This is a genomic window from Citrobacter sp. BIDMC107 (assembly GCF_001037575.1).
In the GTDB taxonomy this organism is placed as follows: domain Bacteria; phylum Pseudomonadota; class Gammaproteobacteria; order Enterobacterales; family Enterobacteriaceae; genus Citrobacter; species Citrobacter freundii.
Genome location: NZ_KQ089850.1, coordinates 1 through 17,473, shown reverse-complemented (window position 1 = coordinate 17,473; position 17,473 = coordinate 1). Strand labels below are relative to the sequence as shown.

Here is a 17,473-nt window from a genome sequence, read left to right as displayed (position 1 = left end):
TACGAAAAGTCACTTTTTCTCGTCCTGGTGAAGATCCATCTCAATAGTCAATCCGTTGCCAATTTTTACCTCGCCAAAGTTGTTATAACGGACATTTTCAAAAGTTTAAAGCTATGAAATACCTCTGATAACCAGCAAGGTCAGAAGAAATGATTTTGTAAAATAGGGACAAATACATCCCGGGAGCATCACATGCGTAAAATACTGACAGGCTGTATCATTGCCACGGCCATCTCTTCAACTTATCCGGCGGCGGCTCAGATTTTCAGTTATTCCTATACCGACACCAATCAGCTGGCAATGACGCTTAAGCCTGCAACGCAGAGCTATCTCAATCCGGCTGGCGCCCTGACCCTAAACTTAATTTCCGGTCTAGACCGGTACGAACGTGTGACTGTAACCAGGGACAGTGATAAAAAGGTTATGTATTCGGGACTAACGGCCAAGATAAGTGTTGCAGACCGCATTGTTGCTGCCGACGGCACAGAGTATTACGGAAAGGACATGGGGTTACCTGCACTTGGTGAAGGGTCTTTCACGGTAATCAATGACACGCTAGATCTCCAGCAAGCCGTCGTAAGTTCCACAACGTATCGTTTCACCATCGATACTACAGCGCCGAAGTACACCAGCATATACCCAAGCCAGAACGCAGGCTATGACATGGTCCTGAGTGGACCACTTTGGGAGCTCGGTCGCGGAGGTTCTGGCCAGTTTTCCATCTTTGCTGACGGCGTTGATGATGCGTATGGCATAGACAAGATCCGGTTGGTCATCAAGCGCAGCAATGGAACAGTCGTTTCCGATAATACACTCAGCTACGACACGGCGGCAAAACGTGCCTTTTACCCCTGGATAAAGGAAGCGGTCACTCAACCTGGCATGCCCACCAGCGATCTCAATGAAGAATTCACCTTCAATTTTATCATCACTGATAAGGCCGGAAACACGCTGAATATTCCTCCGCAGCGCTTTTTATTTGATGACCAGATAGGTGAATATACGCCCTTTGCGGTCCATGACTCACGAGTCAGTACGAGTGTGGTTCCAGGGATCTCTTCAGGGTACGTACCGTTTGTGCGGGGGCTCTCTGTACTCGAAAACCCGTACCGGATGGTCATTCGTATTCCCCGAACTAACTGGCAGCCATACCGTAACGGCGGCATCACCATTCTTAACAATTATGGCGGCTCTAAGGTTATTTCAGAAGACACGACCTATGTGTACGTAGAAGTGAAGCTCCCACAGGGTACTCTGGATGGAAACTACTATCGCCCTGTGAACAGGTACCAATGGGCCGGTGGCGGTCTGACTCAGTACGCCTCCTGGCTGAACTGGGACCCGGCGGCGGTAAAAAGTCCTGCGTGGGGGAGTCCTGCGATTGAGCGACAGAAGTCTGACGGCACTTGGTTCAATAGCGTCGACTGGAAAAATTTTCTGGCTTCAGATATGCCGGTGAACCTAACCAAGATCCGTTTCACTGTGCAAGCACGCCCCTACGAACAAGCAATTACCGGCAGTGCCACCTGCAAGATCCCTGCCGGGTCAACGTCGTGTACTGTCGACCTGACACAGGCGATTACAAACGGTACCACCGGCTATATACATACTGCCTATGAAGTGCGTTCGACAACCGAGTCCACCTTCTTCATGCCGCTCTGGGAAAACATCGCCTGGCATACAAAGGGGCCCACAGTTACTGGCTACAACTACAATGATGCGACCAACATTCTTCAGGTATTCGTCAACGAGCCAGGAGACGGATGGTATTTCGATGCCGTTAAACTGAGCCGGGTGTGGTTGTCTGACAAATCCCGCAATAACGCGGATATCAACGTGACAGGAAAACAAACGGGGCGTAACACAGCAACCGGGAATTATACTTACGACTTCAACCTGAAACAGATCCCGGAGGGCAGCTATAACGTGCAGCTCAACGCCCAGGATTCTTTCAGCAACACGGGAAGCTTAGCCTACAAAACCGTGACGGTCGATAACTCGCCGCCGTCCATCAGTATCAACTACGAAAACAAACCTATCACCAGCAACGTGACAGTGTTCGGCTTGGAAAACGTCCGAATTCAGCTCGCAGATACTCTGACCAAACCCTCGTTAACTCGCATGACGCTTCGAGGTGGACCGGTATCTGATGCTGTTGAGTTGTCCTGGGTAAATCTCGGAAATGATCTCTATACACCGAATTACCCGAAGATCTTCCCGTCACTTAATGACGGTGAAACCTACACGTTGACCGTGTATGCCAAAGACGAGATGAACAACGTTAAAGAAAGCGCCGTCGAATTTAACTACCTGCCGAACAACCTGGTACGTCTGGAGAACCTTAAGACCATCTCCGTCAGTACCGCCCTGAAAACGTCCGACAACACGCCGCTGGCTGTACTGTATGCCAGCCAGCTGCGCAAGAAGGACGGTTCTATCGCAACAGGGAAACAGGACGCGATACTGACGGTACGTAAGGATGCGGCCTTCGGCGTTACGGTGAATGGGGTTTCCGCAGCACCAGGGGAGAGCAAAAACGTTCAGCTGGATCTGGGTCTGGGTGACAGCCGCAGCTTCCCGATTTTCCCATCGATTTCCGGCGTCAGCGGAACGTCAGAATTTATGCTGAATATCGAGGAACTGAAGTAAAAGCGAGGCAGGGTGACCCGGTACCGGGTCACCCTTTCAAGGTAATGGCACCGCGATGATGATTATCCCATCTTATCCAGATTCCGGTCACAGGTTTATGCACCGTTTTTGTGGATAACCTGATGTCCCATCACTAAAACCGCAAATGAAACTGGCCTGCCGCTCTCTGCGGATCTGCCCATACACCTACCCGTCAGCATGGATCAACACATCATTCACCCGGCATAGTGGATTTGGGCAACTCTCCTAACCGGGAAGCGTGTTGCTTTTCATCTTTAGCCACGAAAACCCATCCTTAAGAGGCGCCTAAACGGGAGGCTTTTTTATTTCACCATGACTCCAGCACCGAAATTCGCTGGACTACGCTACAGCCCGATACAGCAGGTTTATCAATGACTTAAGCGAGTTCAACATATGCCGGTGCTTTCCGAAACCTGACCTGACTTCCGACCGCCTGACTCCTATCCGGCCCTTGGAATCCAGGTCTTTCCAAGGAGTCATCATGGCTAAGATCAAACTCACTAAGTCCGCTGTCGATGCGGCGCAACCCCAGGCAGAGGCCGTCGAACTCCGGGACACGCTGGTCCCCGGCTTCCTGTGCAAGATTACCCCGGCGGGTCGCAAGGTGTTCATGCTCCAGTACCGGACGAACGCTGGCGAGCGCCGCAAGCCCTCGCTAGGACTGTACGGGGAGCTGACCGTCGAACAGGCGCGGTCGCTGGCGCAGGAATGGCTGGCCCAAGTCCGCCGAGGCGGAGATCCCGCCGCAGAGAAGGCGGAGGCGCGCCAGGCACCTACGATCAAGGAGCTATGCACGAAGTTCATGGAGGACTACTCCAAGAAGCGCAACAAGCTCAGCACCCAAGCCGGCTATCAGGCTGTCATCAATCGCAACATTATTCCGCTGCTGGGACGCAAGAAAGTTCAGGACGTGAAGCGTCCTGAAATCGCCGGACTGATGGAAAAGCTTTCGTACAAGCAGACCGAGGCGAACAAGGTATTCAGCGTCTTGCGCAAGATGTTCAACATGGCCGAGGTATGGGGCTATCGGCCCGACGGTACCAACCCTTGCCGTCACGTCCCGATGTTCCCTGCCGGCAAATCGACTCACCTCATCAGCGACGAAGAAATGGGCAACCTGTTCCGACAGCTCGACAAGATCGAGTCGGAGGGGCTGGAGAACTACGTCATCCCTTTGGGAATCCGCCTGCAGTTCGAGTTCGCCGGCCGCCGCTCGGAAATCATCGCGCTGGAATGGAACTGGGTTGACTTGCAGAACCGGCGCGTCGTCTGGCCTGACAGCAAGACAGGCGGCATGTCTAAGCCCATGAGCGAGGAAGCCTATCGGCTACTCTCGACGGCACCCCGGCAGGAGGGTAGCCGCTATGTGCTGCCTTCTCCTAGCCACGCTGGCAAGCATCTAACCACGGGCGAGTATTACGGTGGCTGGAGCCGTGCGCTCAAGGCGGCTGGCGCTACGCACGTGGGCACGCACGGCATCCGCCACCGTTCGGCGACCGACATTGCCAATTCGGGCATCCCGGTCAAGGTCGGCATGGCGCTAACGGCGCACAAGACCGTCGTCATGTTCATGCGCTACGTCCACACCGAGGATAAGCCGGTGCGAGAGGCGGCCGAACTGGTGGCGAATCGGCGTAAGACGATCACCGGGATGCAGGGAGCCAAGGAGGTGGCCGCATGACCCGGCGCAAGGCATCCGTCTCAGCGCCAGCAGCGCCGCCCGCGCTGCTGGGCGACATCCGGGCACTGATCGAAGCGTCGCGCCAGCGCGTCGCCTCGGCGGTCAATGCCGAGCTGACATTGCTGTTCTGGCGCATTGGCCAGCGCATCCATACGGAAGTGCTTGCCGGGCAGCGGGCCGGGTACGGCGACGAAATCCTGCCGACCCTGGCGGCGCAGCTTGTCCGCGACTACGGACGTAGCTTCGCGGACAAGAACCTGCGCCGGATGGTGCAGTTCGCCGCCACCTTCTCGGACGAGCCAATTGTCGTGACGCTGTCACGACAATTGAGCTGGTCGCATTTCGTGGCGCTGCTGCCGCTAAAAGACCCGCTCCAGCGGGACTACTACGTGCAAATGGCCAGCGCCGAACGCTGGAGCGTGCGGACGCTACGCGAGCGCATCGACTCGATGCTATACGAGCGCACGGCGCTGTCCAAGAAGCCGGACGAGACGATCACGCAAGAGCTGGCGGCGATGCGCGATGCGCAGCGCATGTCGCCGGCGCTGGTCATGCGCGACCCGTACATCCTCGACTTCCTGGGCCTGCGCGATACCTGGCAGGAAGGCGACCTGGAAGCCGCGATCATCCGCGAAATGGAGTCTTTTTTGCTGGAGTTGGGCGCGGGCTTCTCTTTCCTAGCCCGGCAGAAACGCATCCAGATCGACGACGAGGATTTCCACCTGGACCTGCTGTTCTATAACCGCAAGCTGCGGCGGCTGGTGGCGGTGGAGTTGAAGATCGGCGAGTTCAAGGCAGCATACAAGGGGCAGATGGAGCTTTATTTGCGTTGGCTCGACAAGCACGAACGCGAACCGGAGGAAGCCTCGCCGCTGGGCATCATTCTTTGTACCGGCAAGAAGTCAGAGCAGATCGAGTTGCTGGAGCTGGACAAGTCGGGCATCCACGTAGCCGAATACCTGACGACCCTGCCGCCGCGTGCGGTGCTGGGGGAGCGGTTGCAGCAGGCGACCGAACGGGCGCGGTTGCAGATCGAGCAGCGGCAGCCTGGCGAGAAGTCCTGACAGCAGCATCTGTCCAACCGTACACCCAAACCACAGCACGAGCATGTGGCAACGGATCTCTTGCTCTATCGAGGCTCCATGCTAGTGTGGAATCGCCATAGGCCGATAAGGAACTGGCCTGCGGCTCAAGGATGCGCTGGGGCTAGTGGGCGCGAGCGCCCAATCACATGATTATCGCGGGCAGCAGCGCCATGTTCTATGCCGATCGCTGTTTTAATTAAATATCTCAAACTATAAAGTCAGTTAATTTTTTCAAAATATTCACGAATCAAGTCATCATTTTTTAAATACGAATCGAGAACCTGAAACAGAAAAAGATCCCCGCTAATATTTATATCAAACGGGATCATTGAGTTATCTATTTTGAATGTCTTTATTTTTCTATGCCCCTTGATGTTGGCATTGCTCAATCTTTCTTGATAGCTATCCAACGTATATACGATAAATTCGTGATCCAAGTGAGTTATAAAAAAATCATCGCCTTTTGAACTGTATTCAAGATGGATGACTTGCGTTACGACGTCGTCGCCTGCCACCTCAAAGTCCTCCATCAATTCTTCAAAAGTCAAACTTAGCTTCTCTGCGTCATGGTGAATCCATAGATTGTTCTCATATTTATCGGTGGAGTAGAACTTTGACAATCTAGGAAGGGAAGATATTTTCAATCGCAACGGAGCGCCAAACTCCATCTCCTCCATTGCAGGGACATAATCGGAGACGTAATCAATCCTGAATGCTATTTCGGACAGCATTCCTTTTTCAATGAGTTCCTCGATAGAGGTAAGCAGCTTCCTCGGAACTTTTATCCAGAAGTGTCGCCCTATGCGTTCATCGCGTATTGTCTGACTATCCTTGTCGTTGAATATCTGAATATTCTCGTTCAGGCTGACAAGACTATATTTAGAGAACTGAGCATCTTCCTTTCTTATGTCAATTCCAATTTTCTCGTACTCACGTTCAACTACCTTGGAATATTTTAGCTCCAGCATCTCAGCCCTCCCCATGATTGATTGGTGCTTGGAATAAAAAATGCAGCCAATGCGATAATTTGCGTAATTTTCTTTTATGTACGAAACACCATCTTCGTCATGGATATGCTTGTAGGAATTGTTGAGAATTTCTAGCGATCCCGGATACTCGTTGAGATAATTATTTAAGTAGTCCATTAAATGCTGGATTGTCTTTATAGCCAATCGCTTGTCCACTAGATCAAGCTGTGGCCCATAAAACTTGGCTGCGTTTGGATGGTCGCGTTTGGCTTCAAATTCTTTCAGAATGGCCGCCTTTTCATTCATGCAGCCCTCCGTATAAGCACGCATTACGTCTGCCTGAAAGCTCTCATTTGCCAGAGAGGTTTGGATGAGGGGAAGCAATTTCTTGACAAAGATCGGGTCTTTATTAAGAAAGACGTAGCAAAATTTCCCAAAGCTGAATAACGCGATTTTTTCCGAAGAAAATTCATTGATTTCTTCAAAGATATTTTTCATATTTTTTACTCAACTCGCCGTAGTCCAAATAGTAAGCGACGGAACCTTGAGCGTCTCCACTTTGTGGATCGCGCTGCTCCACGTTCGCTATTCGCTCATCCCTGACGGGACTGGCATTCGCCAGCCCTCCACGGCCCGACACTGTGATCCGGGCCTGCGCGCTCCGCTTGCATGTTGAGCTGGCGACAGCAGGGCATGCAGAGCGAGCCGCGCGCAGATGATTCAGCCAAACGCTAAACAAAGCTGTAGGGCATCCCATAGAGAGCGCGGTTGCGCTACTCGTGATTTCTATGGAATTTGATCGTATCCAAAACTGCATGAGGCAAGCTTGCGAGTTACTTGATACTCTTCGCCAGAATACTGGCGAACTCGACCTCGTTCCGAAACAAGGTGCAGGTTCTTCCTTGCCCGCGAACCAATGACATACAGCAATTTCATCGCGCTTTCTTGACCGTTCGGATCATTGAAATGCGGCACCATATCTTCTAATAATGCATAAGCGATCACTGCATCGAACTCGGCTCCCTTGACGCCGTGTATCGTCGAGATGGTGATTCCAGTCCTATGCTGAAATACCTTCCTGAATGTCTCAATATCGCCTATAAATTCGCTACCTTCACTCTTCAATCGATTTACCCGGGCTTGCGAACTATCGAAGAAGGCAACGTGATGCTCTTGAAGCAGCGTGAAAAGGCGAAAGTCGATTGCTAAGTTTGCAAACAGACGCTCGAAAAATGCGCTCAAGTAGGTAAGACCATCTGTTTCATCGATCTTAATTGCATTGCACTCCCTCAACAAGGACCTCCGCGTGAGCTTCGACACGCTAGCCCCGGCCGCCTCTAGGTCATTCAGAATCTCCCCGGCCCACCGCAGTCTGCGCACATACATTCCCGGCGATGCCTGAGTAAGTGCAATCTTAGAAAGCCTGTACCAGAAATTCTCTGTGTCCCGTGCAAAGGGAACCATACCGGGGCCATCGAATGAGTACTCCGGCATGCTGGCGACCAAACGACGTGTCATGCTTGCAAGATGCGTCCACTGTGGCGCGAGAATGCACACCTCGTGAGGTGAGATGCCCATAGTCTCAATGTTGAAACGGATGAGCCGGATGAGCTCAGCGTCCAGATCATTTTTGCTCACTGTGTCGTCGAATGAAATAAGGCTTGGGTACGCCTTGTCCTCGGATGCGGCTTCGATGCGTGTGTTGTGAACGTTGTAGTTTCCGAAGTACTCAATGATGCGCTCAGAAGAACGGTAGTTCCGCGACAGTTCGAGTTCGTCCAAATCGATATTGGCCATCGCCTTGAAATCCTCGAAGGCAATCGGATATCCGCCAAGCGATTGATAAATCGCCTGGTTAGGATCTCCGACAATAAAGGCCTTGGTCGCACCTTGACCAGCTTTCAGAATGGCGGTGATGATCGAATACTGAATTCGTTTGGTGTCCTGATACTCGTCGATCAGCACGAAAGAGAACAACTGTGCCAGAAGAGTGCTGATCGCAGGATGACGTGCGATCAGTTGGTACGCATAGTAAAGAATGAGCTCAAAGTCTAGCTGCCGACTTTCGTGCAGAATCTCAAAATACTTGCCCAATATGACGTGAAGACCCGAATGCTTCCAATCTTGTGGGCAGGAGAGCACATATCCAGTTTCGGTGTAATAAAACTCACAATCCCAGAATGTTATTTTTGGCTTCTGGTAAGGCTTGCACAATGCCTCCAGGATTTTCTCGCGCTCATGCTGATCGATCACACGGAAGCCTCGATCCAACGCTTCGTGATAGATGCCGTACGGTTTCAATATCCATTCAAGACAGAACGAATGTATCGTTCCTATCCATAATCGGGATGTATCCACCCCAAGGCTCTCAATGCGCTCGTGGATTTCGTCGGCGGCACGGTGCGTATAAGTGATGGCAACGACAAACTGCTTGTTCGATTTCAGCCTGGACAACTCATAGGCGATTTTGTAGGTGAGCGTGCGCGTTTTCCCGCTGCCCGGGCAAGCGATGAGAAAGACGCTCCCTGGCTTCAGAATGGCTGCTTCCTGCTCGGGATTCAGATCATCTTTGTTCCACATGAACATGATCAGAACACCGCGAGTACATCGTTGATGCGATCATCTGGGAACGTGGCAAGCATCTCGTTTCGGATGCCGACGAAGTCGATGTCTCCATTTCGGAAGGCCAGCAGCTTGGCCCTAAAGTCGTCGAATACGGCAGACGCAGTGAAGATATCTTCTGCATCGATGTAGTTCACGCGGTAGCTCAGCACGTTAAACCAGACTTCCTTAGTGACCACCGGATGCGCAAAAGCGATGGCGTCCAAGATGTACTTCGGAATGGCGGTCTGCGGATCGATCTTCTTTCCCAGCAAGATGGCAAACCATCCCTTGCCGTAGTTGTCCGCCATGGTCAATGCGCGCTGACCGAACAACGCGATGTCCGCTGATTCGAGCTCCGCCTTGGCCGTCGCGATGGTTGGTGCATCCTTGTAGACATCAGGAAGGATGCCGACCACCTTACGCGCATTGCCGGCGGCAATGAAGTCGACCTCGAAGGTATGGGGGGCAAAGAATGGAGAAACCCACCCGTTATCTTTGAAGGTGTCTTCCAATAACGCTTTCCTGGCGACCCCTTTTTCCTGGGATGCCTGATACTTGCCCTTGCGCCGGAGCAGCCCTTCGGAGTCTCCCGCCGCCGGCGTTGTGTCAATGATGGACTTGTCAAGGTCGGTGACGATGCTGCACCGCTTCCGGATTCGGGCATCATCGAAAAGAACCGCGACGTTCTGAAATCCAGTGCTGCGGATATTAATTAAACTGATGCCGAGTTCATCAAGGCTGACGCCTAGCACGTTCTTGATCAGGATCGGAACGAGAATTTCTTCTGCATCGCCCTCCACTAAGAGGACGCTCTTGGCAAACAACAAGTTGCTACGGACAGCATCCAGGTAGCGTTGAATGTTGCCGATCTCTTCTGGGTTTAGGCCAATTGCAGGCTGGTATGCCTCGCAACGATCACCTTCTCTGCCGAGGATGTTCACGTTCTGAACATTGCTGACCTCAGAGATGTGCGTCGAATGGGTCGAATAAATGATCTGTGTGTCGTCGTATTTGAGCTTGTCGAACAGTGTTTTCTGGATATGTGTGTGAATGTGAGCTTCCGGCTCTTCGATAAGCAGAAAGTTGGCGATCGACTGTTTAGCCTTTTGATACTTGAATTCAAGCAGTTTCAACGTGAGGAATATCAGGTTTGCTCCACCAAGGCTCAGCTCGTGGATCGGTCCTTCGTGGCTCTCCCCCGATTCGCCAACGAACAGCTTGAGCGACTGGAACAACTTGTCAGCTTCGTCTGGCAGATCCGACTTGATAGAAAGAGAAGACGGCGAATACGCCTCACCCGCCGCATCCTTGATGGTGTCTCTGATATCCGTCCGGACGACCTGCACGTCTGGCAACGCTTCGATGGAGTCATTCAATGCCTTTACCCCGTCGGTGATAGCCTGGAACGCCACGGGGTCGATATCGCCGCTCTTGCCCTTCAGAAGCGAAAAGAGCGGATTTGTCCGGTTGTTGTGAAATTCGGAGACGACGTCCCGTAGCGCCTGGACGAAAGTGAACGAAATTTCTTTGGAGACGGACAGCACGTTCGGAATCTTCGCGCCGATAACACGAAATTCAACCTCTTCATTGAATCGAACATTCGCGAAGTCGCCGACCACATCCTTATAGAAGGCCTCGTCGTTGAAGTCGGCTTCACTCCGACCTGTGAAAATCGTTTCATAGTCGTCGATGGTGACCGGGTTCAGGATAGCGTCGAGGCCTGCCTGATCACCATCGTTCAATTGAGAAAGTCGCAGCCTGATTTCCTTCTTCGGACGAAAGATCAGGTTGTAAGTGGCCTTGCCGTTCGCCTCTTCCTCAATTACGCCCGTCCCATGTCGGAAGAGCGCCTGCACTGATTCATCCGCAGAGATTTCCTCAAACTCAAGACTGATGATGATCCAATGTCCCTGCCAGCGCCCTAGGCCGCGATGAAAGTCGGTATGCTCCAGCCGGTAGGCAGAGCGAATCATGTTGTCATCAAGCAGCAATCTGATTGCGCGAAAGAGATTGGTTTTGCCAGATCCATTTTCGCCGATGACAGTGTTGATACCCTTCTGGAACAGCAGCTTCGTGTTGGGAAAGTTCCGGTAGTTGACCAGGCTGAGCTTGGATATATGCATTTGATTCAATCTTGTTGTTGAAATCCACATGCCGATCGGCCGATGGATTGGTTGAACACTGCAGCCATTGATCCCAACTACGGAATGGCCAACTGTCAGTTGGTTTTAGAACGGCACCGTGTCTAAGGTAGGAATCGGTTGGAGCGCATTTTTAATCTCGGTTAGCCTTGCAAGTAGTTCATCGAAAGTCACGATCACGATCTCTGCGAACGCATTTCGAACGAGCTCGAATGACTTTCTTTGCTGATGCTCTTGTGGCGTCATGCCAGCGACAACTATGCAGCGAACCGCATAGCTGTGGAGGTCGTATCGGTTCATGTTATTTTTTATGACGGGTAGTTCACTCTGCAATTTGAAACGCTGATCTAGAATTTGAGCAATCGCTCCACCCAATTCTGTCGATGGGCCAAAAACATCATCTCCACGATAGGGAGATTTTCCTAGCAGTTCGGTTTGCGGCTTTTTTATCTCAATGAGGCCAAGATTGCCCGTGGAAGCGGATGCGTATAGAAAATCTGAAAATTTTCCGCCGGACCCGTTAAGTCGCTTGCCACCTGCATAAGCTTGCCCCTGAACCAGCATGGCTGGAACGGCAAATGCAAGACTAAGTATGAAAGGATTTTCCAGAAAGAAGCTTTGCCACTTGCTTTCCGTCAGTCCTTTTCCAAGCATTTCCTGGTATCGCTCAATCAGTTGATTCAGTGTGATGAGCTCAATATCATTCTTTAATGCCAGCAGCGAGCGCGGCTCAGATTCCGCCAGTGCTTCTATATTGTCTTGAACCATGCGAACAGCGGCGCGCCGATCACGCTTGGAAAGCGTCACATGCTGCCGCCCACCATCGGTCATTTCCGTTAGTGCATCAGGTCTTACGCTCTTCTTTAGAGCGGGAAATTGTGCTGAATCGGCAGCATGTAATAAGGTCTGGTAGACATGAAATTGCTTGTCCTTGCGCGCGTCTCTCTGGTGGCGAGAGGCTATGCGATTTAATTCTTTTCTTAATTCATGAAATCTTCTTATTCCGAGAATAAAGAATGGCGAATCAATTTTCGCGTCATTTCCTTTGTGGACAATGAGTATGCTTACGTTTTCTAAGCTGGCGGCTGTTTCGCAAATTTGCCGATATTCCCACAGAAGCCCCAAACCGAATCGAAAATCTTTGGCAAACCCATCCGGCAACTGCTCAAGAAGCCCAACGACATCGTCAGTAGTCTCTGGCAGTATGTAGGGCTCGATAACAGGCCGAGCGACGACGATGCGTTCAAGGGTGCCGTATTTAGGTTGCAGGTAATCGTCGCGATCTTCTCGAATATTAAGAGGCCAAATGGTCAATCTGTCTGGACACACATTGAGCAGTCTCGCTATTGGCGAATCCGGCTTGCGCTCCGCTGCGGGAATATCAGTGAAGAAAACGTTAATGCCTTCCTCTTCCGGTTCGGCTGCTTCAATGACAAGGAAGGGGCCGCCGTCCAAACGCTCACGTTGATTGAATGCTGAAGGTCTGATAGATGCCATGAACTATTCTTGATCCCTACTGTTCAGAGAAACGATTTGCGGGCCTTGCCTCAGCGCAACCTTATGGTGCCTTCCGATCAGAATCGGACGACACACGATTGATGTCAAAGGGGAGTGCCTTATCTGCCGCGATTCGGGTCAGCAGCATCCGAATCGCATCCGAAATTGATAACCCCATTTCAGCCAGAACAACAGTTGCGGCTTCTTTAATCTGCCCGTCAATCCGGGCACGAACGACGTCGTTACTTGCCATTGTTGCGCTCACAATAGATGTAGCTACATTGTGGCTCATAAGTACTATTGCGTCACTTACATTTTGTTGTGAACAGTAGAGCATCCCGGCGTGCCGCCGTCGGGCTCGCGGGCGTTGCCCCGCGCCTCGTGCCGAGTCGCGGCCATGCGGCTTTGATCCCTGATGCCTCCGGCCGTCTCTTCGCTCCTGGCCTGCGCGCGGCGCTTGCCCTCCAGGGGATCGGCTGGACAGCCCATCCCCGCCGCGCCTTGCTTGGCGCCCCTCGCATGCACCGAACAGGTTGCACCTGATCGACCAACAGCCATCCAGCTAGGCGTGCCGCTGGCACGCAGGGGCGCTCGCCGCGCGGCGTTGGTTTCAGCGCACCCCCTGGCCCATTGGCCGCTGTTCGTCTTTCCCCAAGTTCATCGCTTTTTCCCGCGACCGTAGCCCGCGGTGCCTGGCCGTCAAGGCGCGCAGGGCCGAGTCCTCGCTGCGCTGCGGGCCGCACCAACCCTGCGCTTCTCCCTTGACGGCCAGTCCCTCGCTGGCCCGGTTTTTCGCGGGCGATGAACTCAGGAAAGACGGCGGCAAACAGGACCGGCCCAGGTCTCTGCGCCGAACCAACCGAAGCCACAACGGGCTCCGAATCTTGGAATCCGGTCAGCTTTGAAACCACAGCAACTCATTGGAGAAAACCATGCAACTCGCATCTCGATTCGCTTCCCATTCCCCGACGCTGCGCAGTGACTACCCGCTGTCCGACGACCAAATCCGCCGCGTAGCCCCGTCCATCTTCGCGGAGGCCCCGCACGATAGCCGCTCCGAACGGTACGCCTACATTCCCACCGCCGCCGTGCTGGCGGAACTGCGCAAGGAAGGGTTTGAACCCTTCATGGCAGCGCAAACCCGCGTGCGGCACGACGACCGCCGCGACTACACCAAACACATGATTCGCCTGCGCCATGCCAGTCAGATCAACGGCGCGGAAGCCAATGAAATCGTGCTGCTGAACTCGCACGACGGCACCAGCAGCTATCAGATGCTGGCCGGAATGTTCCGGTTCGTTTGCAGCAATGGCCTTGTGTGCGGCGATACCGTGGCCGATGTGCGCGTGCCGCACAAGGGCGACGTGGCCGGTTCTGTCATCGAAGGCGCTTTCGAGGTGTTGAGCGGCTTCGAACGCGTGAAGGAATCCCGCGACCTGATGCGCGCTATCACGCTGGACGAAGGCGAAGCCGAAGTGTTCGCCCGTTCCGCGCTGGCCCTCAAGTACGACCCCACCGATAACAAGCCCGCGCCCATCACGGAAAGCCAAATCCTGATGCCGCGCCGGTTCGACGACCGCCGCCCGGACTTGTGGAGCGTGTTCAACCGCACCCAAGAAAACCTGACCAAAGGCGGATTGCATGGCCGCAGCGCCAACGGACGCCGCCAGCAGACCCGCCCCGTGCAGGGCATTGATTCCGATGTGCGCCTCAATCGCGCCCTCTGGATGTTGGCCGATGGCCTGCGCCAGTTGAAGGCCTGATTCCCCACGCGGCAGGGGCAGGCAGCAGCCCTTGCCGCTTTCTTCGCTGCTGCATCCCTGAACCGATAGGAGTTATCACCATGAACGCCATTACCCAAACCGAAGCCCGCGCCCTCAACACCGCCGCCGCTATCCCGCTGGAAGCCGCCGACCCGACCAAGAACCTGATTTTGGTTCCGCTGTCGCGGCTGGTGTCGCGTCCTGCTGGCCGCAACGTGCGCAAGACCCCGCGCATGTCCATTCCCGAACTCGCCGCGAGCATTCAGCGTGTCGGCCTGCTGCAAAACCTCATCGTCATTGCCGCCGCCGATGGCGAGCATTACGAAGTCGTGGCCGGTGGCCGCAGGCTGGCCGCGTTGAAGCTGCTGGCGAAGAAGCGCCGCATCAGCAAGGAATGGGAAGTGCCTTGCCTGTTGGTGGCCGATGGCACCGCCCGCACGGCCAGCCTCACCGAGAACGTGCAGCGCGAAGCCATGCACCCCGCCGACCAGTTCGAGGCATTCGCCGCGCTGGTGGCCGAAGGCCGACCCATCGAGGACATAGCCGCCGATTTCAGCGTCACGCCGCTGGTGGTGCAGCGCCGCTTGAAGCTGGCGAACGTCTCGCCCCGGCTGCTGGCCGACTACCGCGCCGAAGCCGTGACGCTCGATCAGTTGATGGCCCTTGCCATCACCGACGACCACGCCGCGCAGGAAACCGCGTTCTACGACGCGCCGACGTGGCAGCGCAACCCTTCCCAATTGCGCGACCGCCTCACCGAGCGCGAGATTGACGCATACCGGCATCCGCTGGTGCGTTTCGTGGGGCTGGATACCTACGGAGCCGCAGGCGGTGGTGTGCGCCGTGACCTGTTCGCGGAAGGTGACGCGGGCGTGTATCTGACCGATGCCGCGCTGCTGGAACGGCTGGCGCAAGACAAGCTGGCAGGTATCGCCGCCGAGGTGAAGGACGAAGGCTGGGCGTGGGTGGATGCCACCCCCGCCGTGACCCATGCCGACCTGCACGCCTTCCAGCGTGCGCCGAGGGAGCGCCGCGAACCGAACAAGCGCGAAGCGCAGCGCATCGAGAAGCTGCAAACCAAGATGCACGAACTGGCCGCCGCCGTGGATGACGCGCTTGATACCGAAGACGAGGAAAAGGCCGATGCCTTGCAGGAAGAAGGCGAAGCCGTGGGCGAGCAGTTGCAGGCGCTGGAAGATGGCTTGCAGGACTACGGCACGACCGTGAAGGCCGCAGCCGGTGCCATCGTCACCATCGACCGCAACGGGCAGGCAGTGATTCATCGCGGGTTGATGCGCGAGGCCGAGGCCAAGGCGCTGCGCACACTGGAACGCCTGCGCCAAGGTTTCGGCAGCGAAAGCGAAGCCGGGAACGACGACGAAGGCGAGGACGACGAGCAGCCCAAGACCGCCGCCATGTCCGACAAGCTGGCGCAGCGGTTGAGCGCCCACCGCACCGCCGCGCTGCAAATCGAAGTCGCCCGGCATCCGCAAGTGGCGCTGGCCGCGCTGGTGCATGGCATGGTGCAGACCGTCTTGCAGGGCAGCCACTACGGCCACGACTTGCCGCTGGGCGTGAGCCTGAAAGCGCAAGACCGGCTGGAAGGCATCGCCCCGGATATACCGGATTCGCCCGCCGCCGTGGCGCTGCGCGAGTTGCAGCAGGTAGCAGGCGAAGGCTTGCCGGAGGACAGCGCCGAACTGTTCGCCGTGCTGCTAGCGAAGTCGCAAGATGAACTGGTGCGGCTGCTGGCGATATCCGTGGCCGTCACGGTGGACGTGGTGACACCCCGCGCCACGCCGCAGCAACCGGGCGCGGAACTGGCGCAGGCTGTCGGCTTGGACATGGCCGCATGGTGGAAGCCCACCAATGAGGGTTATTTCCGGCATGTGCCGAAGGCCGCGATTCTGGAAGCCGTGGAGCAGTACGCCCCGGCGCACGTCACCCGGCTGGCGAAGTTGAAGAAGGCCGACATTGCCAGCGAAGCCGAGCGGCTGGCCGATGGCACCGGCTGGATGCCTGCCATCTTCAAGGCCGAAGGCACCGACGACACCACGGCGCAGGATGCGCCGCAGGCGGTGACGAACGACGAGCCGGAAGCCATCGACAACGACGACGAGCAGCAGGCCCACGCACTCGCCGCCTGACCTTCACCACCACCGAGCGCCCCGGTTTCGGCCGGGGCGCTTCGCTGTTCCATCAGCATCGGCCCCAGGCCGTTCCGCCCTGGTGCCGATGGTCAAAAATCCGGGCGCGGCGGTGGCCGCGCCCGGTTTCCAAGCCCAAAGCCAGAACGCCCCTTCGCCGCCTTCGGGCGGACGGCGAAGGGGCGGCGCACAAGTGACCTTGTGCGCGGGAAACCCTCGAAGCCCATAAGTGCGTCGGCGCACAGCGCCGACGACATTCCGAACGCGCCCCACCGCAATGGACGGGCGTGTGGGGCTACGCCCCGGCTTGCTGCCGCAGGTTGCACGAAAGCGTGCCGTCCTCGACGCTGGCGGTTCGTCGCCTGTACGTCACGAAGGACGGTTCACCGACACGCCGCCCGGCCTTGCAATGGAGCTTCCACGCCACGCCTCACGCAAAGGGCCGCAAGCAGCAGTAGGGACGCTTTCACCTTGTCGCTGGGCATTGTCCTTGCCCGTGTCAGGGCGCAGGCCGGTGAAGCCGTCGCGCGGGGATGCCGAGTCGGCCATGCCTCCATTCGGGAGCGGGCGGCCAGTACGTCCTTGTGTTGTTGTGAATCCTGGCGGTGGCTGGGCTTCATGGCCGCAACCTTCCAGCGAAAACAATTCCCCCTGCGCTGCGCGCATTCCTCGCGGGACAAATTCTTTTCGCTTCCAGGTTCTCCACGGTGTTGCGACCGCTGCGCGGTGCGGCCAGCCCATCCCCCGCCGGACGGATCACAACAAGGACGCACTGGCGCGACCTTGTTCAACCCGAAAGGAGAAATCATCATGGCTAACATCGGCACCTTCACCGCAGAGAAAGACGGCTTCACCGGCCAGCTCCGCACCCTGACCCTCAACTTCAAGGTCAAGCTGGTTCCCAACGACAAGGGCGA

12 protein-coding genes are annotated in these 17,473 nt (G+C 55.4%); 6 read left to right on the top strand and 6 right to left on the bottom strand.

The genetic code is table 11. The annotated features are described in order from the left end of the window. Positions 1-192: 192 nt before the first annotated feature. From SK39_RS23050 to SK39_RS23040, 3 genes are all read left to right on the top strand, one after another. Complete coding sequence (locus SK39_RS23050) at positions 193-2,649, top strand: Ig-like domain-containing protein (protein ID WP_022652143.1); 2,457 nt, start codon at positions 193-195, stop codon at positions 2,647-2,649. Positions 2,650-3,151: 502 nt separating this feature from the next. After that, complete coding sequence (locus tag SK39_RS23045) at positions 3,152-4,351, top strand: tyrosine-type recombinase/integrase (protein WP_022652142.1); 1,200 nt, start codon at positions 3,152-3,154, stop codon at positions 4,349-4,351. Next, positions 4,348-5,415, top strand: a complete 1,068-nt coding sequence (locus tag SK39_RS23040) for a PDDEXK nuclease domain-containing protein (RefSeq protein WP_004883035.1) — start codon at positions 4,348-4,350, stop codon at positions 5,413-5,415. Before SK39_RS23045 ends, SK39_RS23040 begins: the two co-directional genes overlap by 4 nt. Positions 5,416-5,654: 239 nt before the next feature. Here the strand turns inward: SK39_RS23040 and SK39_RS23035 are convergent, their stop codons facing one another. The 5 genes from SK39_RS23035 to SK39_RS23015 all read right to left on the bottom strand — a co-directional run bounded on the left by SK39_RS23035 (position 5,655) and on the right by SK39_RS23015 (position 12,899). Next, complete coding sequence (locus tag SK39_RS23035) at positions 5,655-6,902, bottom strand: hypothetical protein (protein ID WP_004883036.1); 1,248 nt, start codon at positions 6,900-6,902, stop codon at positions 5,655-5,657. 288 nt (positions 6,903-7,190) lie between these two features. After that, entirely contained in the window at positions 7,191-8,990 is a 1,800-nt protein-coding gene (locus SK39_RS23030) for a UvrD-helicase domain-containing protein (protein WP_004883039.1), read from the bottom strand. Between the two features lie 2 nt (positions 8,991-8,992). After that, on the bottom strand, positions 8,993-11,131 hold the full coding sequence (locus SK39_RS23025; RefSeq protein ID WP_004883041.1) for an AAA family ATPase: 2,139 nt from the start codon (positions 11,129-11,131) through the stop codon (positions 8,993-8,995). Positions 11,132-11,236: 105 nt separating this feature from the next. Beyond that, positions 11,237-12,646 carry a Shedu immune nuclease family protein gene (locus SK39_RS23020; RefSeq protein ID WP_004883043.1) on the bottom strand — a complete coding sequence of 470 codons (1,410 nt, stop codon included), beginning with the start codon at positions 12,644-12,646 and terminating at the stop codon, positions 11,237-11,239. 61 nt (positions 12,647-12,707) lie between these two features. After that, on the bottom strand, positions 12,708-12,899 hold the full coding sequence (locus tag SK39_RS23015) for a type II toxin-antitoxin system RelB/DinJ family antitoxin (RefSeq protein WP_004883046.1): 192 nt from the start codon (positions 12,897-12,899) through the stop codon (positions 12,708-12,710). Between the two features lie 679 nt (positions 12,900-13,578). Between SK39_RS23015 and SK39_RS23005 the strand changes: the two genes are divergently transcribed. Then, positions 13,579-14,409, top strand: coding sequence for a DUF932 domain-containing protein (locus SK39_RS23005; protein WP_004883049.1), 831 nt, complete (start codon positions 13,579-13,581; stop codon positions 14,407-14,409). An 80-nt stretch (positions 14,410-14,489) separates the two neighbouring features. Further along, positions 14,490-16,556 carry a ParB/RepB/Spo0J family partition protein gene (locus SK39_RS23000; RefSeq protein ID WP_004883050.1) on the top strand — a complete coding sequence of 689 codons (2,067 nt, stop codon included), beginning with the start codon at positions 14,490-14,492 and terminating at the stop codon, positions 16,554-16,556. A 369-nt stretch (positions 16,557-16,925) separates the two neighbouring features. Here SK39_RS23000 and SK39_RS22995 read toward each other — a convergent pair whose 3' ends face one another. Next, positions 16,926-17,297 carry a hypothetical protein gene (locus tag SK39_RS22995; RefSeq protein WP_174330000.1) on the bottom strand — a complete coding sequence of 124 codons (372 nt, stop codon included), beginning with the start codon at positions 17,295-17,297 and terminating at the stop codon, positions 16,926-16,928. A 69-nt stretch (positions 17,298-17,366) separates the two neighbouring features. Here SK39_RS22995 and SK39_RS26495 point away from each other — a divergent pair. Then, a partial coding sequence (locus SK39_RS26495) for a DUF736 family protein (protein ID WP_156182983.1) occupies positions 17,367-17,473 on the top strand: 107 nt, incomplete at its 3' end.